The 17,863-nt window shown below is 49.8% G+C and carries 17 protein-coding genes; 9 read left to right on the top strand and 8 right to left on the bottom strand.

The window, feature by feature from the left end; translation table 11 throughout:
• Positions 1 to 14: 14 nt before the first annotated feature.
• The gene (locus AAC622_RS01570) at positions 15 to 1,247 is read right to left on the bottom strand and encodes a Zn-dependent hydrolase (RefSeq protein WP_340254726.1); all 1,233 of its coding nucleotides are present in this window, start codon (positions 1,245 to 1,247) and stop codon (positions 15 to 17) included.
• Positions 1,244 to 2,479 (bottom strand): diaminopropionate ammonia-lyase, encoded by a 1,236-nt coding sequence (locus AAC622_RS01565; RefSeq protein WP_340259982.1) that lies wholly within the window; start codon positions 2,477 to 2,479, stop codon positions 1,244 to 1,246. The genes AAC622_RS01570 and AAC622_RS01565 overlap by 4 nt, the downstream gene beginning before the upstream one ends.
• A gap of 186 nt (positions 2,480 to 2,665) precedes the next feature.
• On the opposite strand from AAC622_RS01565, the gene AAC622_RS01560 reads away from it, so the two are divergent.
• The gene (locus AAC622_RS01560; RefSeq protein ID WP_340259981.1) at positions 2,666 to 3,544 is read left to right on the top strand and encodes a MurR/RpiR family transcriptional regulator; all 879 of its coding nucleotides are present in this window, start codon (positions 2,666 to 2,668) and stop codon (positions 3,542 to 3,544) included.
• 27 nt (positions 3,545 to 3,571) lie between these two features.
• Here AAC622_RS01560 and AAC622_RS01555 read toward each other — a convergent pair whose 3' ends face one another.
• The gene (locus tag AAC622_RS01555) at positions 3,572 to 4,504 is read right to left on the bottom strand and encodes a MurR/RpiR family transcriptional regulator (RefSeq protein WP_340259980.1); all 933 of its coding nucleotides are present in this window, start codon (positions 4,502 to 4,504) and stop codon (positions 3,572 to 3,574) included.
• A 186-nt stretch (positions 4,505 to 4,690) separates the two neighbouring features.
• Positions 4,691 to 5,455: a creatininase family protein gene (locus AAC622_RS01550; protein WP_340259979.1), complete on the bottom strand. Its 765-nt coding sequence runs from the start codon at positions 5,453 to 5,455 to the stop codon at positions 4,691 to 4,693.
• A gap of 158 nt (positions 5,456 to 5,613) precedes the next feature.
• On the opposite strand from AAC622_RS01550, the gene AAC622_RS01545 reads away from it, so the two are divergent.
• The 7 genes from AAC622_RS01545 (at position 5,614) to AAC622_RS01515 (ending at position 12,498) form a co-directional block, all read left to right on the top strand.
• Entirely contained in the window at positions 5,614 to 6,156 is a 543-nt protein-coding gene (locus tag AAC622_RS01545; protein WP_340254713.1) for a TRAP transporter small permease, read from the top strand.
• Positions 6,153 to 7,436 (top strand): TRAP transporter large permease, encoded by a 1,284-nt coding sequence (locus tag AAC622_RS01540; protein ID WP_340254710.1) that lies wholly within the window; start codon positions 6,153 to 6,155, stop codon positions 7,434 to 7,436. The genes AAC622_RS01545 and AAC622_RS01540 overlap by 4 nt, the downstream gene beginning before the upstream one ends.
• A gap of 28 nt (positions 7,437 to 7,464) precedes the next feature.
• Entirely contained in the window at positions 7,465 to 8,508 is a 1,044-nt protein-coding gene (locus tag AAC622_RS01535; RefSeq protein ID WP_340254707.1) for a TRAP transporter substrate-binding protein, read from the top strand.
• A gap of 94 nt (positions 8,509 to 8,602) precedes the next feature.
• Positions 8,603 to 9,676 (top strand): D-TA family PLP-dependent enzyme, encoded by a 1,074-nt coding sequence (locus AAC622_RS01530; RefSeq protein ID WP_340259978.1) that lies wholly within the window; start codon positions 8,603 to 8,605, stop codon positions 9,674 to 9,676.
• Between the two features lie 76 nt (positions 9,677 to 9,752).
• Positions 9,753 to 10,121, top strand: coding sequence for a RidA family protein (locus AAC622_RS01525; protein WP_340259977.1), 369 nt, complete (start codon positions 9,753 to 9,755; stop codon positions 10,119 to 10,121).
• The gene (locus AAC622_RS01520; RefSeq protein WP_340259976.1) at positions 10,118 to 11,248 is read left to right on the top strand and encodes an amidohydrolase/deacetylase family metallohydrolase; all 1,131 of its coding nucleotides are present in this window, start codon (positions 10,118 to 10,120) and stop codon (positions 11,246 to 11,248) included. The genes AAC622_RS01525 and AAC622_RS01520 overlap by 4 nt, the downstream gene beginning before the upstream one ends.
• A 98-nt stretch (positions 11,249 to 11,346) precedes the next feature.
• Positions 11,347 to 12,498: an amidohydrolase gene (locus tag AAC622_RS01515; protein ID WP_340259975.1), complete on the top strand. Its 1,152-nt coding sequence runs from the start codon at positions 11,347 to 11,349 to the stop codon at positions 12,496 to 12,498.
• A gap of 191 nt (positions 12,499 to 12,689) precedes the next feature.
• Here AAC622_RS01515 and AAC622_RS01510 read toward each other — a convergent pair whose 3' ends face one another.
• From AAC622_RS01510 to AAC622_RS01495, 4 genes are read right to left on the bottom strand one after another with little or no spacing between them, the layout of a single operon-like run.
• Positions 12,690 to 14,312: an AMP-binding protein gene (locus AAC622_RS01510; protein WP_340254692.1), complete on the bottom strand. Its 1,623-nt coding sequence runs from the start codon at positions 14,310 to 14,312 to the stop codon at positions 12,690 to 12,692.
• Positions 14,313 to 14,323: 11 nt separating this feature from the next.
• Positions 14,324 to 14,947, bottom strand: a complete 624-nt coding sequence (locus AAC622_RS01505) for a DUF1326 domain-containing protein (protein ID WP_340254689.1) — start codon at positions 14,945 to 14,947, stop codon at positions 14,324 to 14,326.
• Positions 14,944 to 15,747, bottom strand: coding sequence for a DUF2182 domain-containing protein (locus AAC622_RS01500; RefSeq protein WP_340259974.1), 804 nt, complete (start codon positions 15,745 to 15,747; stop codon positions 14,944 to 14,946). Before AAC622_RS01500 ends, AAC622_RS01505 begins: the two co-directional genes overlap by 4 nt.
• Positions 15,747 to 16,850: a glycine cleavage T C-terminal barrel domain-containing protein gene (locus AAC622_RS01495; protein WP_340259973.1), complete on the bottom strand. Its 1,104-nt coding sequence runs from the start codon at positions 16,848 to 16,850 to the stop codon at positions 15,747 to 15,749. The genes AAC622_RS01500 and AAC622_RS01495 overlap by 1 nt, the downstream gene beginning before the upstream one ends.
• A gap of 107 nt (positions 16,851 to 16,957) precedes the next feature.
• Between AAC622_RS01495 and AAC622_RS01490 the strand changes: the two genes are divergently transcribed.
• Complete coding sequence (locus AAC622_RS01490; RefSeq protein ID WP_340259972.1) at positions 16,958 to 17,833, top strand: LysR family transcriptional regulator; 876 nt, start codon at positions 16,958 to 16,960, stop codon at positions 17,831 to 17,833.
• The last annotated feature ends 30 nt before the right edge of the window (positions 17,834 to 17,863 follow it).

Below are 17,863 nucleotides of genomic sequence, written 5' to 3'. Positions count from 1 at the left end.
TTTTTTCACTCTCATTAAGAGACCAATTCGGCCTGGCCTAATACAACCCCCAGCAACACATCGACACCGGGAGCAATATGCTCCGGAGCTGTAAATTCATTGATGTTGTGGCTTAATCCGTCTTTCGAAGGCACAAAGACCATAGCGGTGGGGCAATTTGGCGCGAACATCTGTGCATCATGACCTGCACCAGAGGGCATTAGGCGCACTGAATAACCCAAAGACTTCGCATGAGATTCAATCTCACCGACAAGACCTAAATCAAATTCAACAGGTGCAAACCTAGCAAGACTACGACGTTGAACTTTACACCCTTGTGCCACAGCGAAATCTTCAGCCGCTCGATTAAGGCGCTCTTCAGCTTTTTTGAGCGTCTCATCACAGGTGTTGCGCAAATCAACGGTCAACACTGCACGCTCAGGCACGACGTTTACCAGACCAGGTGAAACGTCAAACATGCCAACGGTGGCCACTTGAGGCGGCCCAAAATCATTCGCAATGGCGCGCGCTTCAACGGCAATTTGTGCAGCAACCAGCCCCGCATCATGTCGCATCACCATCGGCGTAGTACCCGCGTGGCAGGACTGCCCCTCAATGACATATTCAGCCCAAGAAATGCCTTGCACGCCGGTCACCGCGCCGATGGCCAAACTTTCGGCTTCAAGGACTGGACCTTGTTCAATATGCAGTTCCAGGAAGCAGTGGGGACGTAGAGCAAGCACTGAGGCTTTGCCTGCGTAACCAATACGTAGAAGCTCTTCCCCTACCGTTTTGCCATCAATTCCCTGAACTGACAGCATTTCATCCAAATCCAGCGCGCCCTGTGCAACGCCCGAACCCATCATGTCGGGGGCAAACCGCGCACCCTCTTCATTTGTAAAAAAAGCAATTCCCACTGGCAGACGGGTCACTGCCCCCGCGTCATTCAAGGCCTGAATAATTTCAAGCCCAGCCAAAACGCCTAAAGCTCCATCATACAAACCTCCAGTGGCGACAGTGTCTATATGAGACCCAATGATCACGGGCGCTGCATCGTCAGAGCCTGCGCGCACTCCCCAGGTATTGCCAATTACATCAGTGGTAATTTGAAGGCCTGCCTCTTCCATCCACTGGATGACAAGGTCACGCCCTGCCCTGTCCTCATCGCTTAGAGCGAGACGCTTCACACCACCGCCGTGCAGTGCACCAATTTTGCCCAAGGCGAAGACACGGCCCATCAAGCGGTCTAAGTTGATCTGAACATTCATCTGATTTTCCGAACTTCATCAGCACTGCGCCCTATCAATTTTACGTATAGATCAGGATCCGTGTCACTTTCGGTGCCAAATATGAGAACTCTAGAATTAGCATCCAAACTCAATTTGCTGCGCGCTTGGGAATGATCCGCTGCGGCCATCAGTGCAGCCAAGCCCGCCACGGCCGACTCTCCAGCAACGATTGGTAAGTCTTCTGCGGTCGGATTAGCCAAAACCTGCATCATCATTACTGCGTCATCATCCGTAACTGACATTACGGCATCGGCAGTCTGACGCAGGATATCCCAAGCGATCACACTAATTTCGCCACAGGCTAGGCCCGCCATTAAAGTGTCTAAATCGCCATGCACTGGAGTAGGAGTTCCGTGTCTTATGGATTCAAGCCAACAAGCAGATTGATCAGGATCCGCCAACACAATCACTGGCCGATCATTGCCATATCTGCGCTTGGTGTAGGCAGCCACTGCCGCCGCCATACCGCCAACGCCAGTTTGTAAAAAAATATGTGTAGGCGCAGCTTCCAATTGGTCACAGGCTTCAGCGGCCATTAGTTCGTAACCCTGCATCACGTCCTTTGGTATATCTGTGTAGCCTGGGTACGAGGTATCAGAGACAACGAACCATCCCTCTCGGGTTGCTGACTCTTGTGCCTCACGCACGCTGTCATCGTAATTACCTTTGGTGCGGATTACAGTGGCCCCATAGGCCTCGATAGCGTGCTTGCGACCTTCGCTGACTGTCGAGTGAATTAAGATTACACACTTGCAGCCAAATGTCTGCGCACCCCAGGCGACAGAGCGACCGTGGTTGCCATCTGTCGCGCAACACACAGTCACCTGAGATATCAAATCACTATGGGTACCGTCTAAGAGCGCACTAATTTTGGGCATTTCAATGCCTTTGATCCTTGCGATTTCACGACGCAGCAACTGTGAAACGGCATAAGCTCCACCTAGCGCCTTAAAACTACCGAGACCAAAACGCGGGCCCTCATCCTTGTAATGTATGCTCTCAACACGTGCTTTGGCAGCGAGTGACTTTAGCTGGATTAGAGGGGTCGGCACATATCCAGGCCAGGCAGAAATAGTGGACTTGGCAATAGCAAATGCGTCATCGTTTAACACGGCCGATTGTTCTGGCCCATATGCGGCCCCCTTGCTTGCCATAGAATTAAGCAAGAGTTCATTGTCTTTCTCTAGGCCTAAAGTGTTGGTGAAGCGCACTGTCAAAGCTCCTCTCAAGGTGGGCGGCGAACGGCCCAGAAAGCATCCTGCTCCCACATTAAAGCTTCGCAACGGACACTAAAATATATTTCAAGCTCTTTTAATTTCAGGTTAAAGATGATATAAAAATTTCACAAAAGCAAGAACTATGAAAAATAAATTTCATGCAATTAAGTGGTGATCTGTGTGACAAAAAATAAGAAAAAAGCGGGCGGACCTAGCTCACATAGTGTCATCGTAGATACCCTGCACAGAATTTATCAAGACTTCAGCAAGCAAGAAAAAAGGGTGGCCGATGTCATCCTTGATGCCCCAGGAGAGCTAGGACTTTACTCTGCCTCTGAGTTGGCTGAACGAGCAGATGTGTCCAAGGCTACAATCACACGCTTCGTGAGGCGCGCCCAATTTTCTAGTTACGAAGAAATGCGGCTCGCCGCACGTGACGCTCGCAGCTGGGGTTCGCCCTTGTTTCAAACAGGACCGGCCAATAAAACTGCAGACAATGAATTTCTGTCAGACTTTTTAGAAGTAGAAACGCGCAATCTGAGCCAAGCCCTTAACGGCTTGGTCCCGTCTGAAATTGACGAGATGGCCGATGCTCTAGTTGCCGCGCGCAACCTCGTTTTCATGGGATTTCGCAACAGCCATTTTTTGGCCAGCTACGCTCGCAATCAATTTCTACAATTTCGAAGTGGAACGCGCATTTCGCCTGGACCAGGCGAAACTATCACTGAGAGCACTGCGGACCTGACGAGTGAAGATGTGGTTTTGGTTATCGGCTTGCGCCGTATCCTCAGCTCGTTAAAAAATGAAATGGAGGCTCTCCATGATCGTGGCGTCCCAATCCTATTACTCACAGATCCCTCCGCGCGTGTCGTGCCAGCATTTGCGCGATGGACCCTTACCTGTCCAGTTGAGTCTCCTTACCTGTTTGACAGCTATTCAGGTGTTCAATCAGTATTACGGGTATTGGCATATAAAAGTTTTCAAAAAGCAGGAAAGCGGGGACGCGCTTACATGGAAGCTATTGAGGCGCGACATGCCGAAACTGGTGTGTTCGAATAGCTTAGATGGCGAAATTAACACAACAAACTAATCGCCAATTGGTTGGTGCCGAATGGTGCCATGAAGAGCCCGCAGGGTGTTGCGGATTGACTGTAAATTAGCGGCGGCATCGGGCATCCGTGCCGCGATTGTTCCCATCAAACAATCGATAGTAAAAAGCTGTGCATAGCGCGTCTGTGCAGGCAGCATGAAAAAGGTGTGATCGTTAAAAAATTCGACCGGCAAGACAATTTCGCTCACCTTGGCCAGGGGACTATCAACTTGCGTAATCGCTATCGTCGTTGCGCCGTTCGATCGAGCCAATTCAATAGATTGCACCACTGGCGCGGGGACGCCGGTAGACGAAATAGCAACGAACAGATCGCCCTTCTTCGCGACGGCTGCAGCCATTCGTTGACGATAGGAATCCAGAATTGATTGGACGGGAAGACCAAGTCGAAACATGCGATTTTCGAGTTCTTCACACAACACACTTGATGACCCACCCACGCCAATGCAGTAGGTGATCCGTGATTTGACGACCGCGGCAGCAGCCTCATCCAACACTTTGACGTCAGTTGCCTGCGCGGCGCCGCGCAATGCCCCCATGGATGAGTCAAGCATTACCTTAACCAATTCACTGGGGAATGCATGGCCGTCCTCCACGTGCGGCGTGTTTAACACCTGCGTCAGAATTAAATCTTGAGCGAGGCGATGCTTTAAAGCTTTAAAGCCTTCTAGGCCAATTCGACGGCACATACGTAAGACAGTTGGTTCGGAAACGGCAGCCCTATCCGCCACTGCTTTTATTGATGCATGTGAGACCCATTCAGTGTTCGCTAAAATGATACGCGCCACCTTGGCTTCGCCGTTGTTCAAATCGGGTACCGAGCTGCGCAAGATATCCAGCAAGTTGCCAGAACCACGGCTCGGTAATTTAGATTTGCCTGACGAGGATAGCGGTGGAGTACGTTTCGTCATATTGCAGTTCTTTCGTCAGTTGCGCGCGTTGGTATTTAGGTGGACCTCGGTCCACAATTCTCATTCATCAAACTTACAATCGCCTCAGAATGGGCATAATAAATAAGGCGTTCGCGACAAAATAATCAACTCGGTCAGCAGCGATGATCATTTGACTTTTAGGGCCTGCATCGCCGCGATCTGATTTTATGGGGCAAACTGGCCAAGGTCCTCAACCACTGCCTTCAAACGCCTCACCACCTCCTCTGTTATCTTGTTTCCCTGCTCGACGCTCGCGGCATCAGGCTGGCCCACGACACCACTGCCTCCAGAAATACTGTGCATTGAGCGATAAAGGGTGCCTCCACTCTTATAAAGCATTGAACCGTCGGCCCAGGCGTAACTTTTGACAAAGAACTCCCCTGCCGGCAAATCGATACTTGGCGCAACCGCTCCCGCTGCCATCATCAAGGACGTCTCAAATTCACAAGCATGGCCTGTCCCAAACTGTCCAGTCTCGCTGACTTCAGCGAGCGCATCCCGAGCCAAAGTCCACCATGTCACTAATGCAATTCGACACTCCGGGTGGGCGGCTCCGAAATCCTCTAAGATGACCTGACCGATAGCCTGATTTCCGCCGTGCGAATTGAACAGAAGAATATTCCTAAAGCCAGCGCCACAGACCGAATTTAAAATTGAAATAACATATTCCATCATCACTCGATGAGGCACACTTAACGTTCCGCAAAAATCAAGATGATGCGCCGAGCACCCTACTTTCACTGTTGGGAGAATTAGTTGGCCCCCCGGATCATCCTGATCAAGCCTGGACAAAAAATGAGACCCGATGACTACGTCAGTATCGACAGGCAGATGAGGGCCATGCTGCTCTATGGCCGCCAAGTTCAAAATAACTGGTGTACTGCGCTCAACCTCCTCAATTCGAGCTGATGTCATCTTCTCCCAATACATGGCGCCCTCTACGTGTACAGACACAATTAAATACGTAGCGAAATTACTTAATGACCAAAAAATTGCAAAAGAAATAGTTTTACTATCCAAAAATAAATTTCGTGTTACGGTTGAATCCTAACGATTCTTTTTTGCTAAAGCCGATCACGGAGAACAGAGTGACCGACGCACCGCCCGAAAAAGATTATCCAGGATGGGAGTTTGCGGCCTTATGGAGCGACCGCATTAACCGCGCTGTGGAACTCATATTGGCCATTTTAATGGCGTTGCTCGTTCTGGATGTTTGGCTGGGTGTTATTGATCGCTACTATTTCCGTTGGCAACTCGACTGGCCTGAAGCATTTGCGCGGTACCTAATGATTTGGGCTGCACTTCTTGCGATCTCTGCAGGAATTGCTCGCCGCGATCATATCGGCCTCATGAGTTTCGTTGGACGACTGCCTATTGGTGTCCGTCGCGGATTTCTGATCTTTGCCGACTTAGTCACGCTCGCATTGTTTACCTATCTTTTTGTGACAGGTATCCCATTCGCTGCAGGCGGCTTCGGTAGAGAAGCAATGATTTTCGGAGCGAGTATGGGTCCCTTTTTCACTGCCGTTCCCGCGGCCGCATTCTTGGCCTCAGTTCAAATGTTTCTGACAATGCTGCGCGATCTTGGGTCGCATGTAGACAGGCCCAATCGAGAAGAAAGTTTGACATGATCGTAGCTGTCGTTTTCGTCGGACTTATTTTAATTGGAATGCCAATTGGCTTTGTCATTGGAGCCGCTGGTGTAGTTGGATTGATCTCGCTTGGAGGGACATCATTCCTCGCCATTTCACCATCGCGGATCTTCGCCGGGCTCGATCTTTTCCCGTTTTTAGCCATGCCCTTTTTTATACTTGCCGGCGAGATTATGAATGCGGTGGGAATTACACAGCGCCTCGTTGCCTTTGCGCAAGCTCTAGTTGGGCGGTTCCGGGGGGGATTGGCTCATTCTAATATGCTAGCTTCTGTATTTTTTGCAGGGCTAACTGGTTCGGCAACGGCTGATGCAGCAGCATTCGGGCGGACATTGGTTCCCGCAATGGTTAAAGCCGGTTATCGCCGTGACTATGCCTGTGCGGTTACAGCAGCAGGGTCGATTATCGGACCCACGATCCCACCTTCTGGCTTAATGGTGATTTACGGGTCACTGATGGGCGTTTCGATCGCAGGACTTTTCGCGGCAGGTATCTTGCCTGGCCTGGCGATAGCCGTGGTCTGCATGGGCATTATTGTTATCGGGGGAAAGCGCGAGAACTTGCCCGTCGCAGAACGCGGCGCCACTTTTGCGGAAATTTGGGCAACTTTCAAACATTCGCTAACCGCACTATTTATGCCCATAATTATTCTTGGCGGCATATTGGGCGGCATCGTAACCCCTACCGAAGCCGCATCAATTGCGGTGGCATACGCACTATTTCTCGGCGGGGTCATCTACCGCACATTAGTGTGGCGAGACCTCTACCAAATGCTGATCCGCACTGCTCGGATAACGGGCGTAATTTTTGTGATTATCGCCTTTGCGAACATCTTAGGCTTCTGGCTGACCTTTGAGCGTATTCCGCAGGCTGTCGCACAGGCCGTGCTAACCCTCAGTGAGAACCCCTATGTCATTATAGCAATAATCGTTGCGCTACTCTTAGTGGTCGGCATGATTATGGACATTACTGCAATTCTAATTCTGCTGGCTCCAGTTCTTACGCCGCTGACCGCAAGCATCGGTCTGGAGCCAATTCACGCAGGAATAATCTTTGTCCTCGCCCTAAACATCTCACTAATGACCCCACCGGTTGGCGCATGTCTGTTCGTTTTGTCATCGGTGACGGGCGAAACTGTTGAACGGATTTCTATCAAGCTTTTCCCATTCCTTTTGGCGCAAATCGCAGTCCTATTTGCGTTCGCCTTTATGGAAGACGTCGCGCTAGCCCTGCCTCGTGCTTTCGGGTTTGCAAACTAAACTAAACCAACCTAGGAGGACCTTACGGATGACCAAACTTCGAACAATGACGGCAACACTCGCGCTGTGCGCGGTAGCAGCCACTGCTAATGCCGAACAAACACTTAGATTTGGAACCGACAATAACCCTGATGTTTTTGATAACCCACAACACGCTTGTGCAGGCGTATTCAGCAACATTATGGAGTCTGCCACAAACGGAGAGATTAACGTCGAAATTTTCGGTAATAACCAACTCGGCAACGCATCTGAGCACGTGCAGCAAGTTCGCGACGGCATTATCCATGCGACACTTTCCTCCACGGGCGCCATGGCAAGCTATTACCCGCGGATTGACGTGTTGAACATGCCATTCGCATTTGCCAACAACGCGGCGACATATCATGTGTTTGATGGCGCCTTTGGCCAAGCCTTGGCGGCGGATATCGAAGAAACGCTCGGCGACGTCGTCGTTCTTGGGTTCCCAGATACGGGCGGCTTCTTTGCCATTACCAATTCCAAACAGGAAATCGCGTCACTGGACGACATGGAAGGCGTGCGTATCCGTACGATGACCCTTCCCTCTCACCAGGTCATTATCCAAGCACTCGGTGCTGAAGCTTATCCACTGGCCTGGGGCGAAGTATATTCGGGCCTCCAAACTGGCGTAATTGATGGGCAGATGAACCCCATCCCAATTATTTCGTTCTCGAACTTCAATGAAGTTCAGCAGTACATGACACTGACAAACCACCTGTTCTCGCCATACACGTTCTTAGTGAACCGCGCGATGTATGAGGGCCTCACGCCTGCGCAGCAGGCAACCATGCGCTTGGCTGCGGAAGAGTGTGTGGCCGCCAGCCGCGGGTTGGCACGCATAATCGAGGCATCTGACCGTGGTTTGGCGGGATTGATGCAGACTATGACAGTCACCGCACTAAACGACGAAACTCGGCAGGAGTTTGTCGATGCCGCCCAACCAGCATTTGAACAGCACATCGCAAACAACCTAGACGCCAAGGCAACCGAACTCCTCAACTTGATGAAGTCGGAGCTCGGGGCAGCAAATTCTCAACTTTATATGATGGATTAAGAAATAAGGGCGGCGGCGTTCGCGCCGCCGCCTCCACTGCCATAGATCGGGCATTGAATACAATAATGAATGACGAAAATTGAAAGAGTTTCGAATGTTGGACAATCTGCCCCCGGCTATGTTTGCTACGCTCGATACGCCTTCCGTCCTAGTAGACTTAGATATTGCGGAACGAAATATTCATCGGTTTCAGAGCTTTGCAAATAAAGCGCAAATAACCGTTAGACCTCACATTAAAACTCATAAGTTGCCAGACCTCGCGAAGGCTCAAATCAAAGCGGGTGCAGTGGGCATAACATGCCAGAAAATCAGTGAAGCAGAGGTAATGGCAAACGCTGGTCTGGATGACATTCTCATTACATACAATATTCTTAGCGCATCAAAACTCGACCGACTAAATCGTTTGGCTAGTAAGATTAAATTAACGGTAGTCGCAGACAATCTCACTGTGATTGAAGGCTTGTCAGCAGCCTTTTCTAACACAACTCCGCTAAGGGTCCTTGTTGAGTGTGACACTGGTGCAGGACGATGTGGTGTCCAAACGCCTGAAGCAGCTTGCGAGATTGCGCAGCGCATCAACAACACAGCTGGATTAATGTTTGGCGGCTTGATGACCTATCCTCCTACTGACAGGGAAAGAGAGGTCCAACAGTGGCTGACAGATGCTCAGCATGCTTGCCTCAACGCAGGGCTTCAAGTTGATACAATATCAACCGGCGGAACTCCTGGTATGTGGAAGGCGGATGATGTGCCCGTTGCAACTGAGTATCGTCCGGGAACATACATTTATAACGACCGATCGCTTGTCACTCGAGGAACTGCCAAGTGGGATGATTGTGCACTTACCGTTCTAGCCACTGTTATTTCAACACCCACTGAAAAAAGAGCAATCATTGATGCAGGCTCAAAAGTTTTAACCTCTGATTTGTTGGGTATGGATGGCTATGGCTATGTCGTTGACCATCCTGATCTTACTATCCACGCATTGTCAGAGGAGCATGGAATAATGCTTTCTAAAACACCCCACCAACTATCGGTGGGCCAACGTGTGCGCATCATTCCCAATCACGCCTGTGTGGTCACTAACATGATGGATCGTATCACGCTGTTGCGTGGTAAAAAAATAGAAGGGGAAGAGATTGTAGCGGCTCGAGGCTGCGTCACTTGATCCTTAGTTAAATGGCTTTCGTTGTACTCAGGTTAAACCCTCAAAAACCATCTAAATAAAATAGGAAGGCTCTAAAATGACTAAAAAGCAAAGCTTAGGCTCCTCCCATGTGCCGCTGTCGCCCGCTGTACGTGCGGGAGATTTCGTTTTTGTCTCTGGTCAAGTGCCCGTCGGTGAGGATGGGGCTATCGTTCCAGGCGGGATCGGACCTGAAACTGACCAAGTACTGGCAAATGTGGCTAAAGCATTATCCCTCGCTGGGTGTACGCTAGCCGACGTCGTCAAAACGACAGTGTGGTTGAGGGACAGAGATGATTTTTCTGCCTTCAATGAAGCTTATGGAAAGCATTTCCCATCAGATCCTCCCGCCCGTTCAACAGCTGAGTCGCGATTGATGATCGATATCGCTGTCGAAATCGAAGCAATCGCCTATAAGCCGCTATGACAGGGTCGATTGTATTACGCGGTGGCCGGGTAATTGACCCCGCTAATGGCGTTGACCGGGTCGCTGACCTGGTACTTGGAAAAGACAAAGTCTTAGGTCTCGACGTGCCGGAACCGGATGGGGCACAAGTTATTGATTGCAAGGGAAGCATTGTAACCCCGGGTATGATTGACCTGCACGTACATGTTTATTGGGGTGGTACTTCTCTTGGCGTTAAGCCTGAAAGCTTCGCGGACAAATCTGCTTGTACAACACTCGTGGATGCAGGCAGCGCAGGCCCAGGAAATTTTACCGGCTTTAGAGAGCATGTGATTGAACAATCCAGGGTCCGTATCCTAGCCTATCTCCACGTGTCGTTCGCAGGGATCTACGGCTTTGGCGGCACTATTATGGTCGGCGAGAGCCACGATATGCGCCTGATGGCTGCGCGTGAAGCTGCTGCGGTAGCCTCCGCGCACCCAGGCGTTATCGTTGGCATAAAAGTTAGAATAGGGGCTCACGCTTCTGGGCCATCCGGTATTGCTCCTCTGGATGTAGCGCAGGATGTTGCCGATCGAACGGGCTTGCCGTTAATGGTGCACATCGACGAACCGCCTCCATCTTACTCGGACGTAGTAGCGCGTCTACGCAAAGGAGATGTCCTAACTCATTGCTTCCGACCATTCCCTAATGCACCCTGCCACGGCGACGGCCGCGTGAGGGATGCTGTTTTGGCAGCTCGGGAACGTGGTGTAATTTTTGATATAGCGCATGGCATGGGGTCATTTTCGTGGGATACCGCGCGAAAAATGGATGCCGCAGGGTTTCGGCCTGATGTAATTTCGTCAGACATTCATGCATTTTGCATTGACGGTCCGGCACATGACAATCTTAACGTTATGACCAAATTCTTAGCACTCGGCTGGTCAGTCGAAGATGTCATTGCTGCGGCAAGTATTGCTCCTGCTAAAGTTCTTAGCCGGCCAGATCTTGGCCATTTGGGCAAAACTGCTCAACCTGAGGCTAGCGTAATACGACTAACTCCAGGCACCGTCGATTTGGCAGATGTAACAGGTGAAATCGTGAGCCACGATAGCTTGTTGACACCAGTGGGAACTGTTTCCGGAGGCAAATGGCATCCAGCATAATTGCGGTGGACTTTAGCGCAAAAGCTAGCAAGCAACGTCCAATGAATGCATAAGTATTTTTTGCTTCACAGATTACTTGTGCCGAAAGGAACCTGTGCGTGGGAAAACTAAAGCTGAATTTGGCACAATTGCGTCAAAACTTACACAAATCGCCTGAATTAGGCTTCCAAGAAACCAAGACCAAAGAAACGATAGCCGGCCTTTTACGTGACTTTGGTCTTGAGGTGTATGAAGGCGCTGGCGTGGTTGGAGTGTTACGATCGGGTTCTGGCAATCATGCTATAGGCCTTCGTGCAGACATGGATGCCTTGCCGATTTTGGAAAAAAGTACTCATGGATACGCCTCAAAGACCCCAGGAGTAATGCATGCCTGTGGCCATGACGGTCACACAACTATGCTTCTCGGCGCGGCGCAGCGGCTTTCTGCTGATAGAAACTTTGATGGGACTGTAATTTTTCTGTTTCAGCCTAATGAAGAAAATGGCCTTGGTGCTCGGGCGATGTTAGATGAAGGTATTCTACAACGTTTTCCAATTGAAGAAGTCTATGCAATCCACAACCTTCCGGGAGCGCCCTTGGGTCAGGTCTCAACTCGCGTTGGACTGATGTGTTCTTCTGAGAGCCTGTTCGAAATCCATATTCATGGACAAGGCGGACACGCATCTATGCCACAAGTTGGCCGCGACACCATCACCGTTGGTTCAGAAATTGTGCAAGCCCTGCAATCCATAGTATCCCGCAAAATTGCACCAGGGGCTGGAGCAGTGGTCTCGGTCACTGAATTCATCACAGACGGCAAGCGTAATGTTTTACCAGGTCAAGCCATCTTGAAAGGTGATGTGCGAGCACGCTGCACAGAAGATAGGACAGCTATCGAAACCTACATGCGGCAGATCTCAGATGGTATCGCGGCTGCCCATGGGGTTAACGTATCAGTCGATTTTCGGACCGAGTTCATTGAGACAGTAAATTCAGAAACTCCGACAAATGCTGTCATTCGTGCTGGCAGGGCAGCGGGTTGCGACACAATCGGCGATCGAGATCCCATGAGTTTTTCCGAAGATTTTGCACATTTCTGCCATGAGGTGCCTGGCTGTCTTCTTCTCCTTGGAAACGGCCTCAACGGCACCCACGGGCAGCCATTGCATTCCGATACCTATGACTTCAACGACGCGCTTATACCCATTGGTGTTGAATTCTGGGTACAACTTGTGAAGGATCGGCTGCCCTCAAATCGTCTTGATCGTTAACACGCCGAGCCATGCCCAAGTTGACGCAAACCATAAGTCCTTCGCGGGAGCAGCTGGTATTTTCTGCAGTCCTTGCTAAGAAGTTTCATTCCCAGAAAATGAGCCAAAGCAACCCTTCTTCGCCGCACAAATATCTTCGCATTCATGCAGCCGTCGATGAAGCGAAAGGTCGAAAACGTTCTCGTGAAGGTTCAATTTTGTTCACCCAATTCTCGCGCCAAACCACGCAATAAGTACTTTTGAACTTTCCCAGTCGCTGTCTTGGGGAGTTCTCCAAAAACAACTGTTTTTGGCGCCTTAAAATGAGCGATATTGTTCCTACAAAAATCAATAATCTCTTGCTCTGTAGGATTACTCCCAACTCTTAATTCTACAAATGCACAAGGGCTTTCACCCCATTTGGCGTGAGGTCTCGCAACAACCGCCGCCAGTTGCACTGCTGGATGGCGGTGCAATACAGCCTCAACTTCGACGGAGGAAATATTCTCTCCCCCAGAAATAATGACATCTTTTAGGCGGTCACGAATTTGCACATACCCATCTGGGTGAACTACGGCAGCATCTCCCGACCAAAACCACCCATCTAAAAATGCGTCTTTAGTGGCGATCTCATTCTTATAATAGCCAGTCATTACGGTGTTGCCGCGGATAGCAATTTCTCCCTGAGTTTTTCCATCTGCGACAACATCGTTACCTGTTTGACGATCCACCACACGTACATCTTCAACCATCGGAAAACTAACGCCCTGCATGGCCTGCATAGACGCCCGTTCTGCCATTGAAAGATCAGCCCACTCATCCTTCCACAAACATTGAGATATGTGGCCGTAAGTTTCGGTTAAACCATAAACTTGCATGACTTCGAGGCCCAAAGCAGCCGCCTTTTCCAAGACAGATGGAGGAGGAGGAGCACCCGCTGTCATCACTTTTATCATTGGTGAAAAAGGATTCTCTGGCGCATCAGGGCTTTCACATAACATTTGCAACACAATGGGAGCCCCACCCATGTGAGTAACACCGTGAACCTTAATCGCCGAAATAAGTTTCGCAGGAAGAGGGTCGCGGGTGAAAACCATATTTCCACCTACAACTGCCATCGCCCACGGGTGGTTCCAGCCATTACAGTGGAACATTGGTACGATGGAGAGGTAAGTTGGCATTTGTGGAAGTGCCCAAGCAGCGACTGTACCCATAGCCATCAGATAGGCGCCGCGATGATGATAGACTACTCCCTTTGGCTGACCCGATGTTCCTGAGGTGTAATTCAAACAAATTGCCTGGTCCTCGGAGCCTGGCAGCCGCCAGTCAATCGGCTGACATTCTATCATCTTGTCATATGTGTCATCGCCACTTGCACTTTGACCTGCCTGAGCATCGACAATTTCAATTACAGGTAACGCTTTTCCGTTGATCTCAAATGCTGCCTTGAGAAGCGGCAGAAATGCTTTATCGCAAAGAACAAGGCAACTGTCAGAGTGTTCAAGAATATAGGCAACGGTTTCTTTTTCGAGGCGAGTATTGATCGTATTTAATACGGCCCCGCTCATCGGGACAGCATAATGCAACTCAAAAAGCTGAGGTATATTTGGAGAAATTACCGAAACTGTATCGCCCGGTTTGATGCCGCGCGTAACCAGTGCGCCCGCAACTGAACGGCAACGGAGCGCCATGTCACGCCAAGTGCACTGCTCATCGCCATAAGTCCAAGCCGGATGATCACAATACACCGCGGATGCGCGCTTTAAAAAAGACACGGGCGAAAGAGGCACATGATTAGCTGGATTGAATTTAAGCTCTTCAAAATGCTCTCTCATACCCACTCCTCCTACGCAGGGCCATGCCAGTTAATCTGACAAATTTCCGCAGATCTACCTTCAAAGTCCCACACACGTCCGTGGGCGCGAACTCGCCCCTTATTGGCAGAGGCGATAGTGATTTCAGAACCCATCCAGTAGCCCGTGTTTATCACTTTAACGTCTTCATTCGGGTCAGGACCCTCAATGGGCTCCACCTCGCCCTGAATTATTTTGCCAACTATTAAGCGGCGCTTAGGACCGTCATTTTCAAAAACAACAGGTGCACGCTCAGCTCCCAGAAACTCTGAAACAAGCATTGAAAATAACCCAGTTGTGCCGCGCACTTTACCAGAGAAAATTGACACCAGTCCCTCAAAGGCCTTTTCAGTTGCCCGTTCGTCGATATAGGCGGCTGCCTTCCAGTTTCCTCGGCCCATGTTGCCAGGTATGTCTAGCACCATGCCTATGTTCAGGCCTGCCAAACTTTCACCGTCAAAATTGCCTTCATCAATTCTAACGCCCATCCACGCCTGGCAATAACCTTCGGTCGGTGGATGCTTCCCTAAACTTACAACGCATGGGCAGAAAACTGTACAGTTACAGTTTAAAATTAACTCGCCCTTCAAGTTCCATTCTGGGATCGTATTTTTCATAACTGTCCTCCTACCGTCATTAATATAACAAATTTTATCAGCGCAGCACCAATCAAGATAACCCCCAGAGGCTTAGTCACAAATCGACCAAACTCAGGAAGCTTTTCAAAAACCATGAAAATTGTCGCCGCACCCATCCAAAGAACGTTCATCGCGCCACCAATGAAACCAATCAGCATCAAAAGCCAACAGCATCCAATGCACCACAGTCCAAGCCTGACGCCCATTGAAAACGCCGGCCAGTATCCCGGTTTCCAATACTCCATGAAGAACAATAGCGGATGACGGCACTTGGACAGGCAAGCCATTTTGGACGCACTGAATTGGTAGCCGCCTGAGATACCCAAAAGGATTGCGGTTATCCAAGGGTTTAATAGTTGCCCAGCATCGCTTAGAGCTCCGGCTCTAGCCAATAATATCTGCAATGTAGTGGCGGCGCTTGCAAATATTAACCAAGCCGACAAATAGCCAAGAGCTAGAGCAGTCATGGATCCAGCACTTGTGGCGTCCACGCTCCCAAGGTCGCCAAACACTCGAGCTGCTGGAACAAACGTCGGTAACATCATCGCCGCAGACATCAGTGCCCACATGCTAAAGATCAAACTTGGATTGGAGGAACCGGCTGAAACACACAGAGCTGCCCAGTATTCAGCAGCGGTCATTCCAGGTAATGGCGAGGCATTCATCTTAATTAAAATAACCCACGAAATAAGAATGACCCCATAAAATCCGACCCAAAAAATACCCCTTGCAAACAAAGGCCAACTTAAGCGGAAGATGGAAAAAAGCCGCGCTTGCATCACAAAAAAGGCATTTCTACGAGACAGCCATTACTGCGCCCTGCTTGGCGGAGTACTTCAACTTGGGCACCCACGGGGACGGCACGGTCAACCAAAGCAAAACCAATGTTGGCTTTGAGCCGATAGGACCAAACACAGTTGGTCAACATTCCAATTTTTTTTCCGGAGGCTACAATATCCTCACGGTGCACTCCAAGCGGAGCGGGGGTATCGCCCTCCAAAATGATCCCAAGCTGGTGACGCCTAAAACCCTCAACTTTAATTTGCCGCAAAGCCTGTATCCCAATGGTGTCATCGGGCACATGTAAGTCGATGTATTTTTCCATTCTAATTTCAAAAGGATTGGTCTTATCATCGGTGTCACCGCCAACTGAAACAAGGCCACTTTCTACGCGCTCGGGTGTGGCAGGGGCGCCTGGACCAATATCCCAAGGCTTTCCGGCTTCCTTGAATATGTTCCACAACCTTGTCCCAAACTGGGCGTCCTTCAGATAGATTTCAAACCCTCCCTGCTTGGACCAGCCGGAACGTTGAATGGCGACAGGGATCCCCTCAATTTCACATTCTCTAAACCAAAAATACTTCAGCTCTCGCACCCAATTCCCGACCACATGCGCGACAACATCCTCGGCTTTGGGGCCCTGGATTGCCATCGGCGAAACATCGGGCTCACAGATCTCAACGTCGAGACCACGTTCCGCAGCGATTGCCCTAGCCCAGAGCTCTACATCACTGTCGGCGATGGAAAGCCAAAACAAATCATCAGCTAACTTTAGCAAAATCGGATCGTTAAAAATGGTGCCCCGGTGATCACATATCGCCACATATTTTCCTTGTCCGACCTCACACCTTGATAGGTCTCTTGTCACAAGAATTTGTGCCAACTTGGCTGCGTCTTTTCCTTTCAGCTGGACTTGGCGCTCAACACCAACATCCCATTGCGACACCCCATTAATTAGTCGCCAGTACTCACCCTCTGGGTCCCCATATGACGTAGGCATAATCATACGGTTGTAGACGTTTGCCATTTTGAGACCATCAAGGATTGCTGCCTCTAGAAAGGGTGAAGGCTTAATTCGACTATTAGGCTGAAATAAAAACATCTGCTCGCTCCCCAAGATCGAACAAAAGATAGAATTTAGTACTGTGGCACTCAATCAATCGATTTATGATCTTTGCCATTACAAAAAGTTATGCATAGTCATATTCTATGTATCGCGATCTTCCACCACTTACATGGCTTCGTGCGTTTGAAGCATCAGCGAGATTGCTGAGCTTCACGGCTGCGGCGCATGAATTGAACCTTACACAAGCGGCAATTTCCAAACATGTGAAGTCATTAGAGCTGCGCCTGAAACGCCAATTGTTCATTCGCCATCCCCGAAGCTTGGAAATGACAAAGTGGGCGGAGGCGTACCTCCCAAAAGTTCAGGACTCGCTACAAAGGCTATCGCGCGGGACTAGAGAAGTTTTTGGAAGCACTCAAGGGGATGTACTGACAATCCGCTGTGCCATTTCATTCTTGGTAAACGTGCTATCTGAAAAAATTCCAAAATTCCTAGCTGATCACCCCGATCAGAAAATACGCATCATATCAAGTGTGTGGGTCGATGCATTTGATCATGAAGCCTACGATTTTGATATCCAATATGGAACGGGGACTTTTCCTGGCGCCAAAAGCTATCGTTTATCGTATGAGAAAATTACTCCAGTTTGCGCGCCATCCAGAGCGAAAACCCTGAAGCACCCTGAACAGCTTAGCACTGAGCGACTAATCCATGTACAAGGTTATCAAGATGGGTGGGGCACATGGCTCAATGCCGCAAATCTTCAGGGCGTTGACCACGGACTTGGGCTGCAAGTCGACAACTCGCTAGCCGCATATGAACTGGCTGCACAAGACGCAGGCATTGCACTCGGCAGAAGTTCGTTGGTCGCTAACGACCTGAAAATAGGCCGGTTGGTAGCACCATTTGAGTTTACTCAAGAAATTGAAGAAGGGTTCTTCCTATTAGAGCCTCTAACATCAACAACGCGTGCGGACGCCGCAGCATTTGCGAAATGGTTGTTGAATGAACTCCAATAGTAAATAGAAGTGAAAATTTAGTGCGGCTCA

The organism is Roseobacter sp. HKCCA0882, from assembly GCF_037805225.1.
In the GTDB taxonomy this organism is placed as follows: Bacteria; Pseudomonadota; Alphaproteobacteria; order Rhodobacterales; family Rhodobacteraceae; genus M30B80.
The sequence above is the reverse complement of the archived record's forward strand: the minus strand, read 5'-3'. Positions and strand labels throughout refer to the sequence as shown.